The sequence below is a fragment of the Xylocopilactobacillus apicola genome (assembly GCF_033095985.1).
Taxonomy (GTDB): Bacteria; Bacillota; Bacilli; order Lactobacillales; family Lactobacillaceae; genus Xylocopilactobacillus; species Xylocopilactobacillus apicola.
The window spans coordinates 2,247,464-2,264,532 of the sequence record NZ_AP026802.1; the positions used below are offsets into that span (position 1 = coordinate 2,247,464).

At 38.7% G+C, this 17,069-nt stretch carries 4 protein-coding genes; 3 read left to right on the forward strand and 1 reads right to left on the reverse strand.

Annotated elements, in window-relative coordinates:
- Positions 1–100: 100 nt before the first annotated feature.
- Positions 101–5,812: a KxYKxGKxW signal peptide domain-containing protein gene (locus R8495_RS10925; RefSeq protein WP_317635488.1), complete on the reverse strand. Its 5,712-nt coding sequence runs from the start codon at positions 5,810–5,812 to the stop codon at positions 101–103.
- 601 nt (positions 5,813–6,413) lie between these two features.
- Here R8495_RS10925 and R8495_RS10930 point away from each other — a divergent pair.
- From R8495_RS10930 to R8495_RS10940, 3 genes are all read left to right on the forward strand, one after another.
- Positions 6,414–14,258 carry a KxYKxGKxW signal peptide domain-containing protein gene (locus tag R8495_RS10930; RefSeq protein WP_317635489.1) on the forward strand — a complete coding sequence of 2,615 codons (7,845 nt, stop codon included), beginning with the start codon at positions 6,414–6,416 and terminating at the stop codon, positions 14,256–14,258.
- Positions 14,259–14,901: 643 nt separating this feature from the next.
- Positions 14,902–16,167, forward strand: a complete 1,266-nt coding sequence (gene istA / locus R8495_RS10935) for an IS21 family transposase (protein WP_317636635.1) — start codon at positions 14,902–14,904, stop codon at positions 16,165–16,167.
- Complete coding sequence (locus R8495_RS10940; RefSeq protein ID WP_317635490.1) at positions 16,167–16,841, forward strand: ATP-binding protein; 675 nt, start codon at positions 16,167–16,169, stop codon at positions 16,839–16,841. The genes istA and R8495_RS10940 overlap by 1 nt, the downstream gene beginning before the upstream one ends.
- The last annotated feature ends 228 nt before the right edge of the window (positions 16,842–17,069 follow it).

Genomic DNA, 17,069 nt, shown 5'->3' on the forward strand with positions numbered 1-17,069 from the left:
ACAAAAAGCTCCCAATTCAGTCTCTCGACTGTCTTGGAAGCTTCTTTCTTTGGTACTTATGTTATGAACTCTTGTATTTAGCTTGTGCTAAAACCCAGTTCTAACGAATCTTTGCGTAATACAGGATTATTTCTTTGCCGTCAGTACCCATAGTTCCTTTCAGCTTACTTTCCTGACCCGGTATCAATGTATAGCCTCTCGGTGCTTTATGTGCACTGTCATTAATATCAAAGTCATAATCTGAACCCTCCTCTATAGAAGTTTGGAAGTCTTTTAATCCTCTAACACCTCTTGTTGAAGGAAGTTGTTCCTTATGTATAACTTTCAAAATATGTGTTGCCTTTGATTGAGGGCTCAAATACACATTTATATCTTGAGATTGAGTTGTATATGTTGGATTTTCTGGCTGTTTCAGATTCATACTTGATAACTCACTATTAGATGTATAGGAGTAGCCCGTATGAGCATTAATAAAGTCCGAAACATAATTACTTGCAGCATCTAATTTTAATACATCTCCCGTCCTATAAGAGGCTTTAGGATTAGAATTTGAATCAGGATTCTCTTTTGGAGTTACAGTTCCGAGTTCTTTCAACGTTTTAGCATCTAAAAAGTGAACTGTAATATTACTTTGTGCTTCACCAATAACATAAACTGTCTGAACTCCACTTGTAACACCATACACTAATTCTGGTTGCGTCAAACTACTTCCCAAATCATCTAACTCAGCTTTACTTGCTACATGATATCCTGCTGGAACATGTCCTTTGACCTCGTCACTATCTACCTTTAAGTTGTCGCCGGTTACATGTCCTGATGGGATATATGGCATACCTACTTTCTTCGTAGGATCGGAAGCATTTACAAATTGGATTGAAATGTTATCTATTGAATCGGCTGTATAGTAATAAGTAACTTCATGTCCGCCATCAGCTGTTAGTTCCCATGTATCAGGTTGTTGGTTTGGAACAATTGTATAGCCTGCAGGTGCTTTTTGTTCTGGATCATCTGGACTAACTGTTACGTTATCTCCGATTATGCCACCTTTATAACTATTTCCAGTTCCAACTTCCCCCATGCCTGGTACAGGAGTAGCAGTGCCTTTAAGATAATGGTGAATCGTTACTCTGCTTGATGCATGACTTGTGCCATCAACTACATCTCCTGCTACATATACAGTTTGTGTCTGTGGAGTTGTTGAGAACTCTAGGTTTTTATCTGGCTGAGAATTACCATTCAGTTCACCATTTGTTGCATAGTGATATCCTGCTGGAATTGTCTTCTTAATATAGCTATCAGGACCTACACTTGTGAGATCTAAAGTATCACCAGTCTTACCCTTTGGAGAATCAGTCTTAACAGTTTTACCATTCTTCGCGTTTACAAAGTTAATTGTAACGTTACTTTGTTCTTTAGCTGTGTAATAGAAGGTAATATCACCTGTACTGTCAGGCTTAAACTTATAAGCTGTCTCTTTAGATTCAGAAGCTAAAGTATACCCTGCTATTGGTGCTGTTGGTTGAACTTTGATAGTTTCTCCAACACGTCCATTCATTGTGATATCAGACATTCCTGGAACGTTTGTTTCAGTATTATTCGGTCCTTTAATCTTATGATGAACAGTTAATGCATTACTTGCAGTAGTTTCTTTACCAACAACATAAACGATTGGATTTTCCTTTGGTGCTTGTGGTCCATATGTTGGGTTTTGGGGTCTTGTTAATCCCTTAGCCTTCAATTCGTCATCACTTGCCAATTGATATCCGTTCGGCACTGCACTCTTGATCTCTGGGTCGTTACTTAAATCTAATTCATCCCCTGTGAAGTGAAGTGTAGGAGTACCCGTACCTACTACATCCTTACCCGAACCATTGATGTTAACAAAGTCTACTGTAATATTACTTAAAGAAGAAGGCTTGTAATACAAGTTAACAGTTCCTGGCTTCTTAGGGTCAAATTTATAGCTAGTGTCTGATTGAGATACAAAATCATATCCAGGCGCTGCTGGTGTTGGTTGGATCGAGATCGTTTCGCCAACTTTTCCACCCTTCTTGATGTCTTCCATGCCTGGAACCTTAACTGGATTGCCATCTTTATCAGTCTTGTCTTTGAGATAGTGGTGAATGGTCAACGCATTTACATCGCCTTCAGCAATATCATTACCAACAACATAAACTGGAACCGGAACAATCGTACTGCCTGGTTTATAAACTGGATTGTCTGGTTGCTTAAGCTGATTGCCATCTGAACCTGTCTTACCTACTAATTCATCATCAGTTGCTACATGATAACCATCAGGAAGTTTAACTGTAGATAGATCAAGGGTATCTCCTGTGTGATTGCCCTTAGGAACTTCAGAACCAACGCTAACATTACTGTTGTTAACATCCTGGAAATCAACCTTAATATTGTCTTGAATATCAGCAGTATAGTAGAAAGTAATCTCGCCTGGTTTCTTTGGATCAAAAGTATAATCAACAGCTTTTGATACTGGATCTGTACTATAGCCATCTGCTGCTGGTGTTGGTTTAACATTAATAGTCTGGCCAACGCGTCCACCCTTCTTAATGTCCTTCATTGTTGGAACTGGAACGTCATTACCGTTCTTGTCTTTCATCATGTGGTGGATTGTTAGTGCATTAGCGTCATTTTCGCTAATATCATTACCAATAACCCAAATTGACGGATATTGATCTTCAGAAGTATATGTTGGATTAGCTGGCTGTTTCGCTGTTGTACCATCTTCGCCGACTAATTCAGCACCTGTTGCAACATGATAACCATCTGGCAGATGTCCTGCTAAATCAGAATTAGGATTATCTTTTGGAGAAGAGAGATCAAGACTATCGCCAGTATGATTACCTGTTGGTGTATAAACTGGCTTCACTTCTTTTTTATTTGTAACATCCGTGAAGCTGATATGAATGTTGTCATATTGATTTGCGGTGTAGTAGAAAGTGATTTCTCCTGGTGTGCTAGTGCTAGTATTTGGTGCAAAAGTGTAATCAGTAGCTTTTGCAGTTGGATCCAAAGTATAGCCTGCTGCAGCTTCTGTTGGTTTAACTTTGATAGTCTGACCAACACGTCCACCCATCTGAATATCTTTCATCGTTGGAACTGGTACATCATTACCATTCTTATCCTTCATCATATGATGAACAATTAATCCGTTTGTAGCACCCGGAGCGATAACGTCACCAACTACATAAACTGTTTCTTTTTTTGCATCTGTATCAAAAGTAGGATTAGCTTGTGGCTGTTTTTGTCCTGGTTTTAATTCTGAAGCATCGGCATAGTGGTAACCATTTGGTAATTTAGCAACGCCAGCGCCATTCTTACCAAGATCTAATTCTTCACCAATATTACCTGCTGGATTGTCAGAAGATACTGGTTTCTCTGGATGATCAACGTCAACAAATTCTACTGTGATGTTATTAGCAGCTGATCCGTTATACACAACTTTAACTACTTGATCGTTGTCACCGAAAGTTAACTTAGAACTAGCAGCGTTTTGCTTAACACCGTCAACCTCAAAGTGATCTAAAGTATAAACTTCTTTACCATTGAGTGATAAAGCATTTACGGGTGTAACTGTAAAATCAGATCCGTAAGGAAGGCTATGCTGTCCACTAGTCAAATTATCTTTCAAATCTGTCAAGAACTTAGGATCAATCTCATTACCCTTTTGATCGACATATTTTAAAGTGATATATTTACGATCAACAATACTTATATTAGTCTTCTGAGAGCTAACCTGACCATTATTTCCGTAAGGATAGTTATAAACAACCTCGTAGCTTCCAGTATTTTTCGTTAAATCATCATCAGTTGGATTTAAACTTGAATTAGGAACTGTGTTATTTACATGAGTTAAGTCTTTAAACTCTAGATCAACCTTTGCTCCAGTGCTATCATGTTTCCAACCACTAACAAAGAGGTCTTCTGGATTGAATTTATCATCCTTGTAATAAGTTTTTGATGGTTTAACGGTAAAATCTGCCCCGTGAGTAGGATCATTAGGTGCATAGATATTAACAGTCGACTGTTTAGTGATTTTAGTAGAATCGTTACCATATGTGTATGAATATGTAATCGTGTATTTACCAGGATTCTTTGTTACATCAGCAGCATCAACTACTTTGCCATCAGGTCCCGTAATAGTAACGTCAACACTTGTATTCTTAATTGGATCGCCATTAACTTCTTCGCCCCCAATTAAACCTTCATACTTATCAAATGTGTCACCAACGAAATGATTAACATCTTTTACATCAAGATTTGCCTCGGCGGTCAACTGCATATATTGGTTTGGAGATGTTTGACCATATTGATCGACAGTAAATACTGCAATCTGATGGGTATCTCCGACGGTCAACTTATCTTTAGGAATCACAAAAGAGAATGGTTTCTCAGTATTATCAGTTAACACTGGACCAGTAAACTCAATTTCTGTTCCACCATCGATACTATAATAATATTTCAATGGCAAAGCTGTAGTATCTTTGTCTGATACTTTACCCGTTACTGTATAGTCATTCTTACCAGTATATCTCTCAGATTCTTTGTCCAACTTAATAACAGCTGTTTCAGCATTTTCATTGATCATCCCAGTTTGATAACTAAGTTCACGCGATTCGCCAACTTTTAAATCCTGACCTTTCCAAACCATGAAAAGTCCTGGATCACTTACAGGAGTAGTTGTAGCGTATTCGCCATCTTTATGAGGGGCTTGACCTTTTGGAACTTTACTACCTAGAGAATCAGGTGTAGGAAATAGTCTCTTAGCATCGTCGTAAGCATTACCTGGACTTACCCAGCCAGTTGGAGAAGTCGGAGTATTAAAGTAATAATTTAAACGATATGTATTTCCGTCAGGCCCTTTACCTCTACTAAATAATCCAGCATTATTTGCGATATAGTACATTGGAGCTGAGTCACCTTGATCCATAAAGTATGTATCGAAGTCTGATTCAAAGAATAATCCTGGCAAATCGTTAGCAGGGTCATTTTGATTACCACTTGCCAAACCGGTAACGTTACGAGCAGAAATAGTGTAGTTAACGTAGCTACCATTAGGCTTAAACGTTTGCGTGTAATCCATCGTATAAGTCTTGCCCTTAATTAAATAGTCAGAAGAATATTTAACAATCAAGTTCTGATTTAATTCAGGATCACTAGGATCATTATTCTTACTAGGTTCGGTTCCGATGTAGTAAAGTCTTTGACTCCCTTGGATTGGCCCAGCAAGAGTTTGCATATCATTATTGATTCCGATCTTAATTCGTCCACGTCGACGACCAGAATCATAAAGAGCATTACTAAGAACTTGACCTGTAGTTTTGTTTATGACGTTAAAGTTTGGGAGTGCTCCATAAAGTGAAACACTTCCCCCGCCAGTAATTTGTCCAGTTGCATCACTTGCATAAATGCTTGCAAGTGGTGCAGTAGTTCCGTCCCCGTAGAAATAACGTAGATAAGTATCTTTACCAGTAATGATTTTACCAAATACTGGTGCAGAGTTAGCAGTAGTAAGCTGTGTATATTGTTGTGCTAAAGTCAAGCCTGAATCCTTAAGCAGTGGATTACCACTAAACTGACGCATCAATTCTGCATTTTGATTAGCGTTGCTCTTTGCTGTTAATTTTACTTCGCTTGCCTTGGTAGCAGCATTAACTGATGCTGTAGGCAAACCAACAGCAAGGCAAAGACCAAAGGCAGTAATTCCAGCAACTACCCAACTTTTACCTGATTTGTACATCTTATAATGAACCTTTTCGTCCATTAACATATATTTTCTTCTATTTAGTTTCAAAAAACTTTCCTCCTAGATAACCAATAGATATTTTACAAAAGAGAATTATATCACATATATTTTAATTCGAATAATTTTTTTGATGATAAATACAAAAGATGTGTTTCCGAAATAAGAAACAAAATTTCAAAATTACGTTTATAAGATGCCCCTAATTTAGACCCTCAAATATAATATGCACGGAGCATTGATAGACTTCAATAATGAGCGACCGTTTTCGTATAAATTAAAAATCAATTGTAAATATAATCAGAAATTTGAAAATAATTTTCTGGACATTTTTAACTATCTTCGATTTATATGTTGTATAATAATCTTGTCAAAAGGGATTAATTTTTAGTAATTCGGAGACTAAATACTGCTTACTGTTGATCTGATTTCACTTTCTAAATTAAATCGGGCTTGCAACATAACTCAACAGGATTAATCTTATTTAATTAAGTGAGGATAGACCACGCTTTTAATCGCAAATATCGCAATTGTGCAAACTAATTAATGATGTTTTTCTTTTTTTGGCGGAAACAATCAAGTTTATGTTAAAATAATTCTGTCATTAGAGTTGATCTTTTGATGGTTATATATTTATATGGAGGATATGTAGTTGAGATTTAAGAATCAGAAAAACAGATTAATGGACGAAAAAGTTCATTATAAGATGTATAAAGCTGGTAAACATTGGCTTGTTGCTGGCATCACTACATTTGGCTTTTTTGTTAGCATTGGATTGGGGTCCACATTAACGAAAGCCGACGATACAAGTAAAAATGTGACCCAAATAACAGCAACATCAAATAACCTAACAACAAGTTCCACATCTGCTGTTAACAAGGGAAATAGCTTAATGCCAAGCTTTACCCCAAATATTATAAATATAGGACCTGGCAAGGATGCCCCTGTCATAGGTCCTCAATTGACGCCTCAGGATGGAGACACTGATTACACTCCAGCGAGCGAATTTACTTGGCAATATAACGCTGATGGAACTGCCTATATGAAAAAATTTAATGGGCAAGAATCAAGGGTTAATATACCACCCAAGATTGTCAATCCTAAAGACGGGCAGACTTATACAGTAACCAGAATTGATGGTAATTATGGGGGGTTTGGAGATGGAGTAAATGGCACTCCTAATGGCCTCATTAACAATTCCCGAATCACTTCATTAGTTGTTCCTGGAACTGTAAAAACTTTATATGCCGGTACAATTGGGACTTTGCCAAACTTAGTTTCTTTTACGTTGAGCGAAGGGGTAACTTCTATTAGCCAATCTATTAAAGAATTGGGTCCAAGTAACGTAAACGAGAATTTTTGGGAAATCTTTTGGGCATGTCCAAAGCTAACTTATTTATATTTACCAACAACTTTGACCGGATTAATTAACCCAGGAAACATAATTAGTACTTTAGTTGGTCATAGTGAATCTCCTTTAACACATTTTACAAACGTTGATTACGTCTTTAAAAATTATAAACATCTCTATAGTGACAACTGGGGTCAGACAGAAAAATTTTTAACTGATTTTACAGATATTAATTACCATATTCCTGATAAAGATGGCTACCTTAAAAATCCAGATGTGGTGCAATGGACTCGAACCAATGGAACACGTTTGCCAGTAACCATATCTAACGTTCAAAACGCAACTTATGATTCAAATAGAGATACATTTAAGATTAATCCAGGAATGACTAGTATTAAATATACAGTGACGATTGATCTATCTTCTCTTGGGGTTGCAAACAAAACAATTAATGTTACTTTGCCGATCTTCTTAGGAAATATTCAGGTTAAAGACTATCACTATTCCGTAGGAGATACATTCAGCGCCGCAAATAACTTTACTAGCGGAAGAAGTGCTGTTGGTGGCGTCCTTGCTTGGAATGATCCCGCAGTAAAAGCAGTGGTTACTGACTCTAAAGATAATCCAGTCGCATTAGATCAAATTACTAAACACGATGGCGAATATAAGATTAAATACGTTTATACTTACGGATTTGATCAAAAGACATATACATCTGATACTGCTAAGATTACAGTCGGTCAGACAAACAATATCAAGGTTTCCTTGGTCGCAACTAATACTAATCAAACTTTGAAAACCGACGCAGTAGCTCCTGGTACCCCTAAAACTGGCGACACTTTGGATCTGAGCGCTAATAGTTCATTCCTAAGCGATATCATACCTAATGGTTACCACTACTCAACAACAGATGAATTAAAGGGTAAAGTTCAACCAAATAGTCCAAAGTATGGTCCTGTTGCTCAATCATTAACCGTTTATATCACAGGTGATAAGGTTCAACCTACGGACACAAATGCTGTAACTGTTCACTATTACTTAAGAAAACCTGACAACACTCCAACAACTATTCCTGTTAAGAAAGACCGTCAAATTGGTGGAAACATTGGTGATACGATAACGGTTAACCCTGGCGATCCAGAACAGGCAGCACCAGCTGGATATACGATCGTTCCTAATCAGAAATCAGATACGTGGACTTTACAAGTTGGTACGGGGCATGAAGTTATCTACTACTACACGGCAAATCAGTACGACAATATTACGATTCACTTTACTGATGTCACAACAGGTGATCCAGTAGAACCTACATATACGCCAACGGGTCATCACACTGGTGATGAACTTGATATCATCGGTAAAGATGTGGCAGGACATTTACCACCGGGATATCATGTAGCTAAAGAAGATGAGTTGAAAGATAAGGATGGTAATAAGGTTGAACAGCCAAAGAATCCATCATATACAGATCAGAAACAAGATCCCGCAATCTGGGTTATTGGAGATACAATTGGCAAAGATGATGCCAATGCATTAATCATCCATCACATGATGAAGGATAAGGACGGTAAAGATGTTCCAGTACCAACGATGCCAGATATCAAGAAAGGCGGACGAGTTGGTCAAACTATTAAGGTTCAACCAACCAAAGCAGCAGCTGGATATACTTTAGACCCAGCTTCCCAGGAAACGTCGTATACTTTTGATCCAAAGAAGCCAGGCGAGATCACCTTCTACTACACGGCAAATCAGTATGACAACATTCATATTCACTTTACTGATGTCACTACAGGTAAAGAGGTAACCCCTGTATATACACCAACAGGACATCACACTGGAGATACGATTGATATCGTAGATAAAGATGTGGCAGGACATTTACCACCGGGCTATCATGTCGCTAAAGAAGATGAGTTGAAGGATAAGAATGGTAATAAGGTTGAACAGCCAAAGAATCCATCATATACAGATCAGAAACAAGATCCCGCAGTTTGGGTTATTGGAGATACAATTGGCAAAGATGATGCCAATGCATTAATCATCCATCACATGATGAAGGATAAAGATGGTAAAGATGTACCAGTACCAACGATGCCAGATATCAAACAAGGTGGACGAGTTGGTCAGACTATTAATGTTAAACCAACAAAAGCAGCAGCTGGATATACTCTAGATCCAACTTCGCAAGCTGTTAACTATACCTTCAAGCCAAAGGATGACAACAGTAAGCCAGGAGAGATCACCTTCTACTACACGGCAGACCAGAATGACAACATTCACATTCACTTTACTGACGTAACAACAGGTGACGAAGTAACTCCTACTTACACTCCAACCGGTCATCATACTGGAGATACGATTGATATCGTAGATAAAGATGTGGCAGGACATTTACCACCGGGCTATCATGTCGCTAAAGAAGATGAGTTGAAGGATAAGAATGGTAATAAGGTTGAACAGCCAAAGAATCCATCATATACAGATCAGAAACAAGATCCCGCAATCTGGGTTATTGGAGATACAATTGGCAAAGATGATGCCAATGCATTAATCATCCATCACATGATGAAGGATAAAGATGGTAAAGATGTACCAGTACCAACGATGCCAGATATCAAACAAGGTGGACGAGTTGGTCAGACTATTAATGTTAAACCAACAAAAGCAGCAGCTGGATATACTCTAGATCCAACTTCGCAAGCTGTTAACTATACCTTCAAGCCAAAGGATGACAACAGTAAGCCAGGAGAGATCACCTTCTACTACACGGCAGACCAGAATGACAACATTCACATTCACTTTACTGACGTAACAACAGGTGACGAAGTAACTCCTACTTACACTCCAACCGGTCATCATACTGGAGATACGATTGATATCGTAGATAAAGATGTGGCAGGACATTTACCACCGGGCTATCATGTCGCTAAAGAAGATGAGTTGAAGGATAAGAATGGTAATAAGGTTGAACAGCCAAAGAATCCATCATATACAGATCAGAAACAAGATCCCGCAATCTGGGTTATTGGAGATACAATTGGCAAAGATGATGCCAATGCATTAATCATCCATCACATGATGAAGGATAAAGATGGTAAAGATGTACCAGTACCAACGATGCCAGATATCAAACAAGGTGGACGAGTTGGTCAGACTATTAATGTTAAACCAACAAAAGCAGCAGCAGGTTATACTCTAGATCCAACTTCGCAAGCTGTTGACTATACCTTCAAGCCAAAGGATGACAACAGTAAGCCAGGAGAGATCACCTTCTACTACACGGCAGACCAGAATGACAACATTCACATTCACTTTACTGATGTAACAACAGGTGATCCAGTAGAACCTACATATACGCCAACTGGTCATCACACGGGAGATACGATAGATATCGTAGATAAAGATGTGGCAGGACATTTACCACCGGGCTATCATGTCGCTAAAGAAGATGAGTTGAAGGATAAGAATGGTAATAAGGTTGAACAGCCAAAGAATCCATCATATACAGATCAGAAACAAGATCCCGCAGTTTGGGTTATTGGAGATACAATTGGCAAAGATGATGCCAATGCATTAATCATCCATCACATGATGAAGGATAAAGATGGTAAAGATGTACCAGTACCAACGATGCCAGATATCAAACAAGGTGGACGAGTTGGTCAGACTATTAATGTTAAACCAACAAAAGCAGCAGCAGGTTATACTCTAGATCCAACTTCGCAAGCTGTTGACTATACCTTCAAGCCAAAGGATGACAACAGTAAGCCAGGAGAGATCACCTTCTACTACACGGCAGACCAGAATGACAACATTCACATTCACTTTACTGACGTAACAACAGGTGACGAAGTAACTCCTACTTACACTCCAACCGGTCATCATACTGGAGATACGATTGATATCGTAGATAAAGATGTGGCAGGACATTTACCACCGGGCTATCATGTCGCTAAAGAAGATGAGTTGAAGGATAAGAATGGTAATAAGGTTGAACAGCCAAAGAATCCATCATATACAGATCAGAAACAAGATCCCGCAATCTGGGTTATTGGAGATACAATTGGCAAAGATGATGCCAATGCATTAATCATCCATCACATGATGAAGGATAAAGATGGTAAAGATGTACCAGTACCAACGATGCCAGATATCAAACAAGGTGGACGAGTTGGTCAGACTATTAATGTTAAACCAACAAAAGCAGCAGCAGGTTATACTCTAGATCCAACTTCGCAAGCTGTTGACTATACCTTCAAGCCAAAGGATGACAACAGTAAGCCAGGAGAGATCACCTTCTACTACACGGCAGACCAGAATGACAACATTCACATTCACTTTACTGATGTAACAACAGGTGATCCAGTAGAACCTACATATACGCCAACCGGTCATCATACTGGAGATACGATTGATATCGTAGATAAAGATGTGGCAGGACATTTACCACCGGGCTATCATGTCGCTAAAGAAGATGAGTTGAAGGATAAGAATGGTAATAAGGTTGAACAGCCAAAGAATCCATCATATACAGATCAGAAACAAGATCCCGCAGTTTGGGTTATTGGAGATACAATTGGCAAAGATGATGCCAATGCATTAATCATCCATCACATGATGAAGGATAAAGATGGTAAAGATGTACCAGTACCAACGATGCCAGATATCAAACAAGGTGGACGAGTTGGTCAGACTATTAATGTTAAACCAACAAAAGCAGCAGCAGGTTATACTCTAGATCCAACTTCGCAAGCTGTTGACTATACCTTCAAGCCAAAGGATGACAACAGTAAGCCAGGAGAGATCACCTTCTACTACACGGCAGACCAGAATGACAACATTCACATTCACTTTACTGATGTAACAACAGGTGATCCAGTAGAACCTACATATACGCCAACTGGTCATCATACTGGAGATACGATTGATATCGTAGATAAAGATGTGGCAGGACATTTACCACCGGGCTATCATGTCGCTAAAGAAGATGAGTTGAAGGATAAGAATGGTAATAAGGTTGAACAGCCAAAGAATCCATCATATACAGATCAGAAACAAGATCCCGCAATCTGGGTTATTGGTGATGACATTGGCGAGAATGACAGTAACTCCTTAATCATCCACCATTACATTAAGGATAAGAAAGATGCCAAGGGTAAGCCGGTTAAAGTACCGGGGATGGATGATATCAAGAAGGGCGGAAGAGTTGGACAGATTCTCCCAGTCCAACCAACCCAAGCTGTACCAGGCTATAGCATAGCTAATGGCGAAAATACCATTAACTATACGTTCAAACCTAAGACTGATAACAGCAAGCCGGGCGAAATTGCTTTCTACTACACGGCAAATACGCAAACAAACATCACAGTAGACTTTGTTAACATCAATGGTGCTGGCAAAGATATCGTTGGTCATAGCACTCCTCAGAACCACTTCACAGGGGATGAATTAGATCTAAGTAATGATCCAGAGATCAAGAGTGCAGTGCCAAATGGATATCAATTGGCAACTGATCCTGAATTGAAGGATAAGGGATTAACAAGACCCGTAAATCCAACGTATGGACCACAAGCACCAACTGAAAATCCAATTGTTTATGTTGTTGGTAAAGAAACTACTGCAAGTAATGCACTAACTGTTCATCATAAGATTAAAGGACCGAATAATACTGAAACAAACGTTCCAGGAATGCCTGATATCACAATGAATGGACGTGTTGGAGAAACTATCAAAGTTCAACCAACAGCACCAATAGCAGGGTATACTTTATCTTCTGAATCTAAAGAGACAGCTTATAAGTTTAAGCCTGACAGTACAGGTGATATTACCTTCTATTACACAGCTAAAGAACAAAGTAACGTTACAATTAACTTTGTAAACGCGAAGAATGGTAAGACTGTTAAGACTGATTCTCCAAAGGGTAAGACTGGCGATACTTTAGATCTTACAAGCAAAACTGCTGGAAGTTATATTGATAACACGCTGAAACAAACGGGTTATCACTATGCAGAAAATGGTGAACTGAATGGTAATAAACAACCAGATAAAAACCTAGAGTTCTCAACAACTCCACAGACACAAACTGTATATGTAGCAGGAGATGTAGTTGATGGTACAAGTCATGCATCAAGCAGAGTAACGGTTCATCATTATCTTAAAGGCACAACAAAAAATGTACCTAGAATGACTGATACTTATAAAGGTGGCATAATCGGAGATAACGTAACAGTTAGTCCAGATGATCCAGAACAAAAAGCACCTGCAGGCTATACAATTGTTCCAAACCAACAACCTGATACATGGGAACTAACAGCTGATGGCGGACATGAAGTTACTTATTACTATACAGCCGATTCAATAGATAACATTTCAATCCAATTTGTAAATGCTTCCGATCCTACGAAGAAAGTAGGTATGCCATATATCCCATCAGGACATGTAACCGGCGACAACTTAAAGGTAGATAGTGACGAGGTCAAAGGACATGTTCCAGCAGGATATCATGTAGCAAGTAAAGCTGAGTTAGATGATTTGGGAAGTAGTTTGACGCAACCAGAATTAGTGTATGGTGTTACAAGTGGAGTTCAGACAGTTTATGTTATTGGTGAAGCACAAAGTAATATTACAGTTCACTTTTTAGATGCTAAAACGTTGAAAGAACTCGGAACTGTAACTCCAAAAGAGAATCCTGATTCAAATTCTAATCCTAAAGCCTCTTATAGGACGGGAGATGTATTAAAATTAGATGCTGCAAGTAATTATGTTTCGGACTTTATTAATGCTCATACGGGCTACTCCTATACATCTAATAGTGAGTTATCAAGTATGAATCTGAAACAGCCAGAAAATCCAACATATACAACTCAATCTCAAGATATAAATGTGTATTTGAGCCCTCAATCAAAGGCAACACATATTTTGAAAGTTATACATAAGGAACAACTTCCTTCAACAAGAGGTGTTAGAGGATTAAAAGACTTCCAAACTTCTATAGAGGAGGGTTCAGATTATGACTTTGATATTAATGACAGTGCACATAAAGCACCGAGAGGCTATACATTGATACCGGGTCAGGAAAGTAAGCTGAAAGGAACTATGGGTACTGACGGCAAAGAAATAATCCTGTATTACGCAAAGATTCGTTAGAACTGGGTTTTAGCACAAGCTAAATACAAGAGTTCATAACATAAGTACCAAAGAAAGAAGCTTCCAAGACAGTCGAGAGACTGAATTGGGAGCTTTTTGTGTTGGTTCTGTTAACGTATGTACCAAATAACCGACGTATATTAAAAGGCTCGCGATTCTGTTATTCTTAAAATCAGAATTGTGAGCCTTTCTTTTCGGTTTAGAATTTTATTTGAATTACTTTAATACCGGCATTTAGCTTGAACTTCTGAAGAATGCCATCAAAATAGGCCACTCTCTGCCACGAAATAGTCCACTACTTTAAAACTTCCTGTATACTTTAGAGGCATGCGCTTTCAAGCATGCCAATTCTATCTTACAGGAGGTTTATTTTGATCCATTATCGTAAAATTCTTGAGCTTTATGCCCAAGGAATAGTTCACAGAGAAATTGCTGCTATTATCGGCAATTCTCGCCCAAAAATTGCAGAAGTCATCAAACAGGCTGAACTTCATCAGATTGGTCCGCCATTTAAAGATGAAATTACTGATCTTTGGCTGGAATCTCTGCTCTTTCCCCAGAAACACCCAAAAGCTAAGGGGCGCCAAGTTCCCAACTTTGAACAAATGCACAATGAGCTGGCTAAACCAAACGTCACGCTATCATTACCTACTATGAGTATGAACAAGAATGCCGTCAGAACCATAAAGTTCCTTATGCTTACCGGACTTACTGTCAGTATTACCGTGCTTATGCACAAAAGTGCAAAGCTACAATGCGAATTCATCACAAGCCTGGAATAGTTATGGAAGTTGATTGGGCGGGGTCAACTCTGAAAATCATTGACTCTGATTCAGGAGAGTTAATCCCTACTTATCTATTTGTTGCCACGCTTCCTTGCAGTTCTTATAGTTACTGTGAAGCATTTCTTTCAATGAAGGAAGAATCATGGTTAACTGCACATTTACATGCCTATGAATTTTTCGGAGGAGTAACTCAATACCTAATCTCCGATAATCTGAAAACCGGTGTTAAAAAGTATCGGCAGGGCGAAGCGGTGTTAAATGATGCATATCGAGATTTAGCTGAATACTGCAATACAATTGCCATGCCCGCCAAAGTTAGAAAACCCAAAGATAAACCAAGTGTCGAAAAAACCGTTGGAATTCTTTCAACTTGGGTGATTGCTGCATTAAGGAATCAACAATTCTTTACACTTGAAGAGCTAAATAAAGCCGTTCGTCAGAAACTTAGCGAGTTCAACGAGCGGCCTTTTAGTAAAAAACATAAAGCAGGCAACAGGTTAACAGCATTCAAAAAAGAAGAACAATTTGCCCTAAAACCATTACCCGCTGAGCCCTACAAAATGACAAGCTGGAAAAAAGCTTCTGTTCAACGAGATTACCACGTCAACGTTGAAAGTCAATTTTATAGCGTTCCCTACGAGTATATCTCAAACCAGGTTCAGATCAAATTGACCAAGGATCTAGTAGAAATATTCTACCAAGGGAATCGAATTGCGAGCCATAAACGGTTAAAAGGTAAATATGGTCAATTCTCAACCAACCATGATCACTTACCAGCCAATCATCAGCTTTACCTTGACCATACGATAGAAACCGCAACGAAATGGGCTGAAGGAGTCGGCATCAATACTCTCAAGGTAATGCGCTATCTCTTAAAATCAGCACCTAGTGAGAAGCAGGGGCTTAAGGCAGCGTTTAGATTTAAAGGATTAGCACGTAATTATGCTCCAGTTGAAATCGAAGCTGCCTGTATAAAAGTAAATAAAATTGCCAACGCACCTTCCATTTCAGCGATTGAACGAGTTTTAAAAAATAAACAACAGTTAGCTGTAACCAAAGCACCTGAGCAGGAGAGTCATGGATTTTCACGAGGTGCTGAATATTTTGAAAGGAAAAACAAATAATGATTACTGATGAAACTAAACGAAAATTAAGAGAATTGAGACTGACAGCAATGGCTGAGGCTTTAGAAATCCAAGAACAGAATCCAGATTACCAAGGTATGAGCTTTGATGATCGCTTTCAGCTCATTGTCGATGGAGCTTATGACAATCAACAATCTAACCGCCTAACCCGCTTAATCCGGCAGGCTAATTTTTCCACCCACGAACCTTGCGTCTCTGACATCGATTACCGAGAAGACCGCCAGCTGGACCGAAATCTAATTCTAAGTTTAGCGACTGGAAATTATATTAAAGAGAGTCACAATATTATTCTTAAAGGAGCAGCCGGTTGCGGGAAAACTTGGATGGCAATTGCTTTGGGAACGGAAGCCTGCCAACAGTTTTATAAAGTAAAATATTTACGCTTACCGGAACTTTTGGATGATTTAGCGGTGGCAAAACATGAAGCTAATGGAGATTTCAGAAAGATTATTGAACGGTATAAGAAAGTCAATCTGTTAATTATCGATGAGTGGATGCTGACACCAATCAATGATGAACAAGCACAAATTATTCTTGAGTTAGTTGAATGTCAAGAGCGGTGTTTTCATGCCCTAATTTTCCGGAATATTTTTGTCTTTTTTTCCAGGATCTTGATCCAGTTAATCTCCTTTCTCTTTTCATTTCTTTCTTAGCTTGTTCTATTATTTTCCCGCTTTGGAAATCACTTCACTAGTGATTCTACCCCTGAATTATTCGTAGGTTTCACAATCATCATTCACTTCTCAACTTAAGATTGGCTTTGGCTGTTTTGACTTTCTCCTAGATATTTAGCCTGCAGCCGGCTGTTGCCGATGTTTAACTCTTCTGAATCCTGTTTCCGGAATTGATCAATCCCGGTTTCATGATGCCCAATTTCTCCA

What these genes read in the sequence shown, in the direction of transcription:
- R8495_RS10940 (WP_317635490.1), top strand. Translation starts at nt 16,167, where the DNA reads ATGATTACTGATGAAACTAAACGAAAATTAAGAGAATTGAGACTGACA.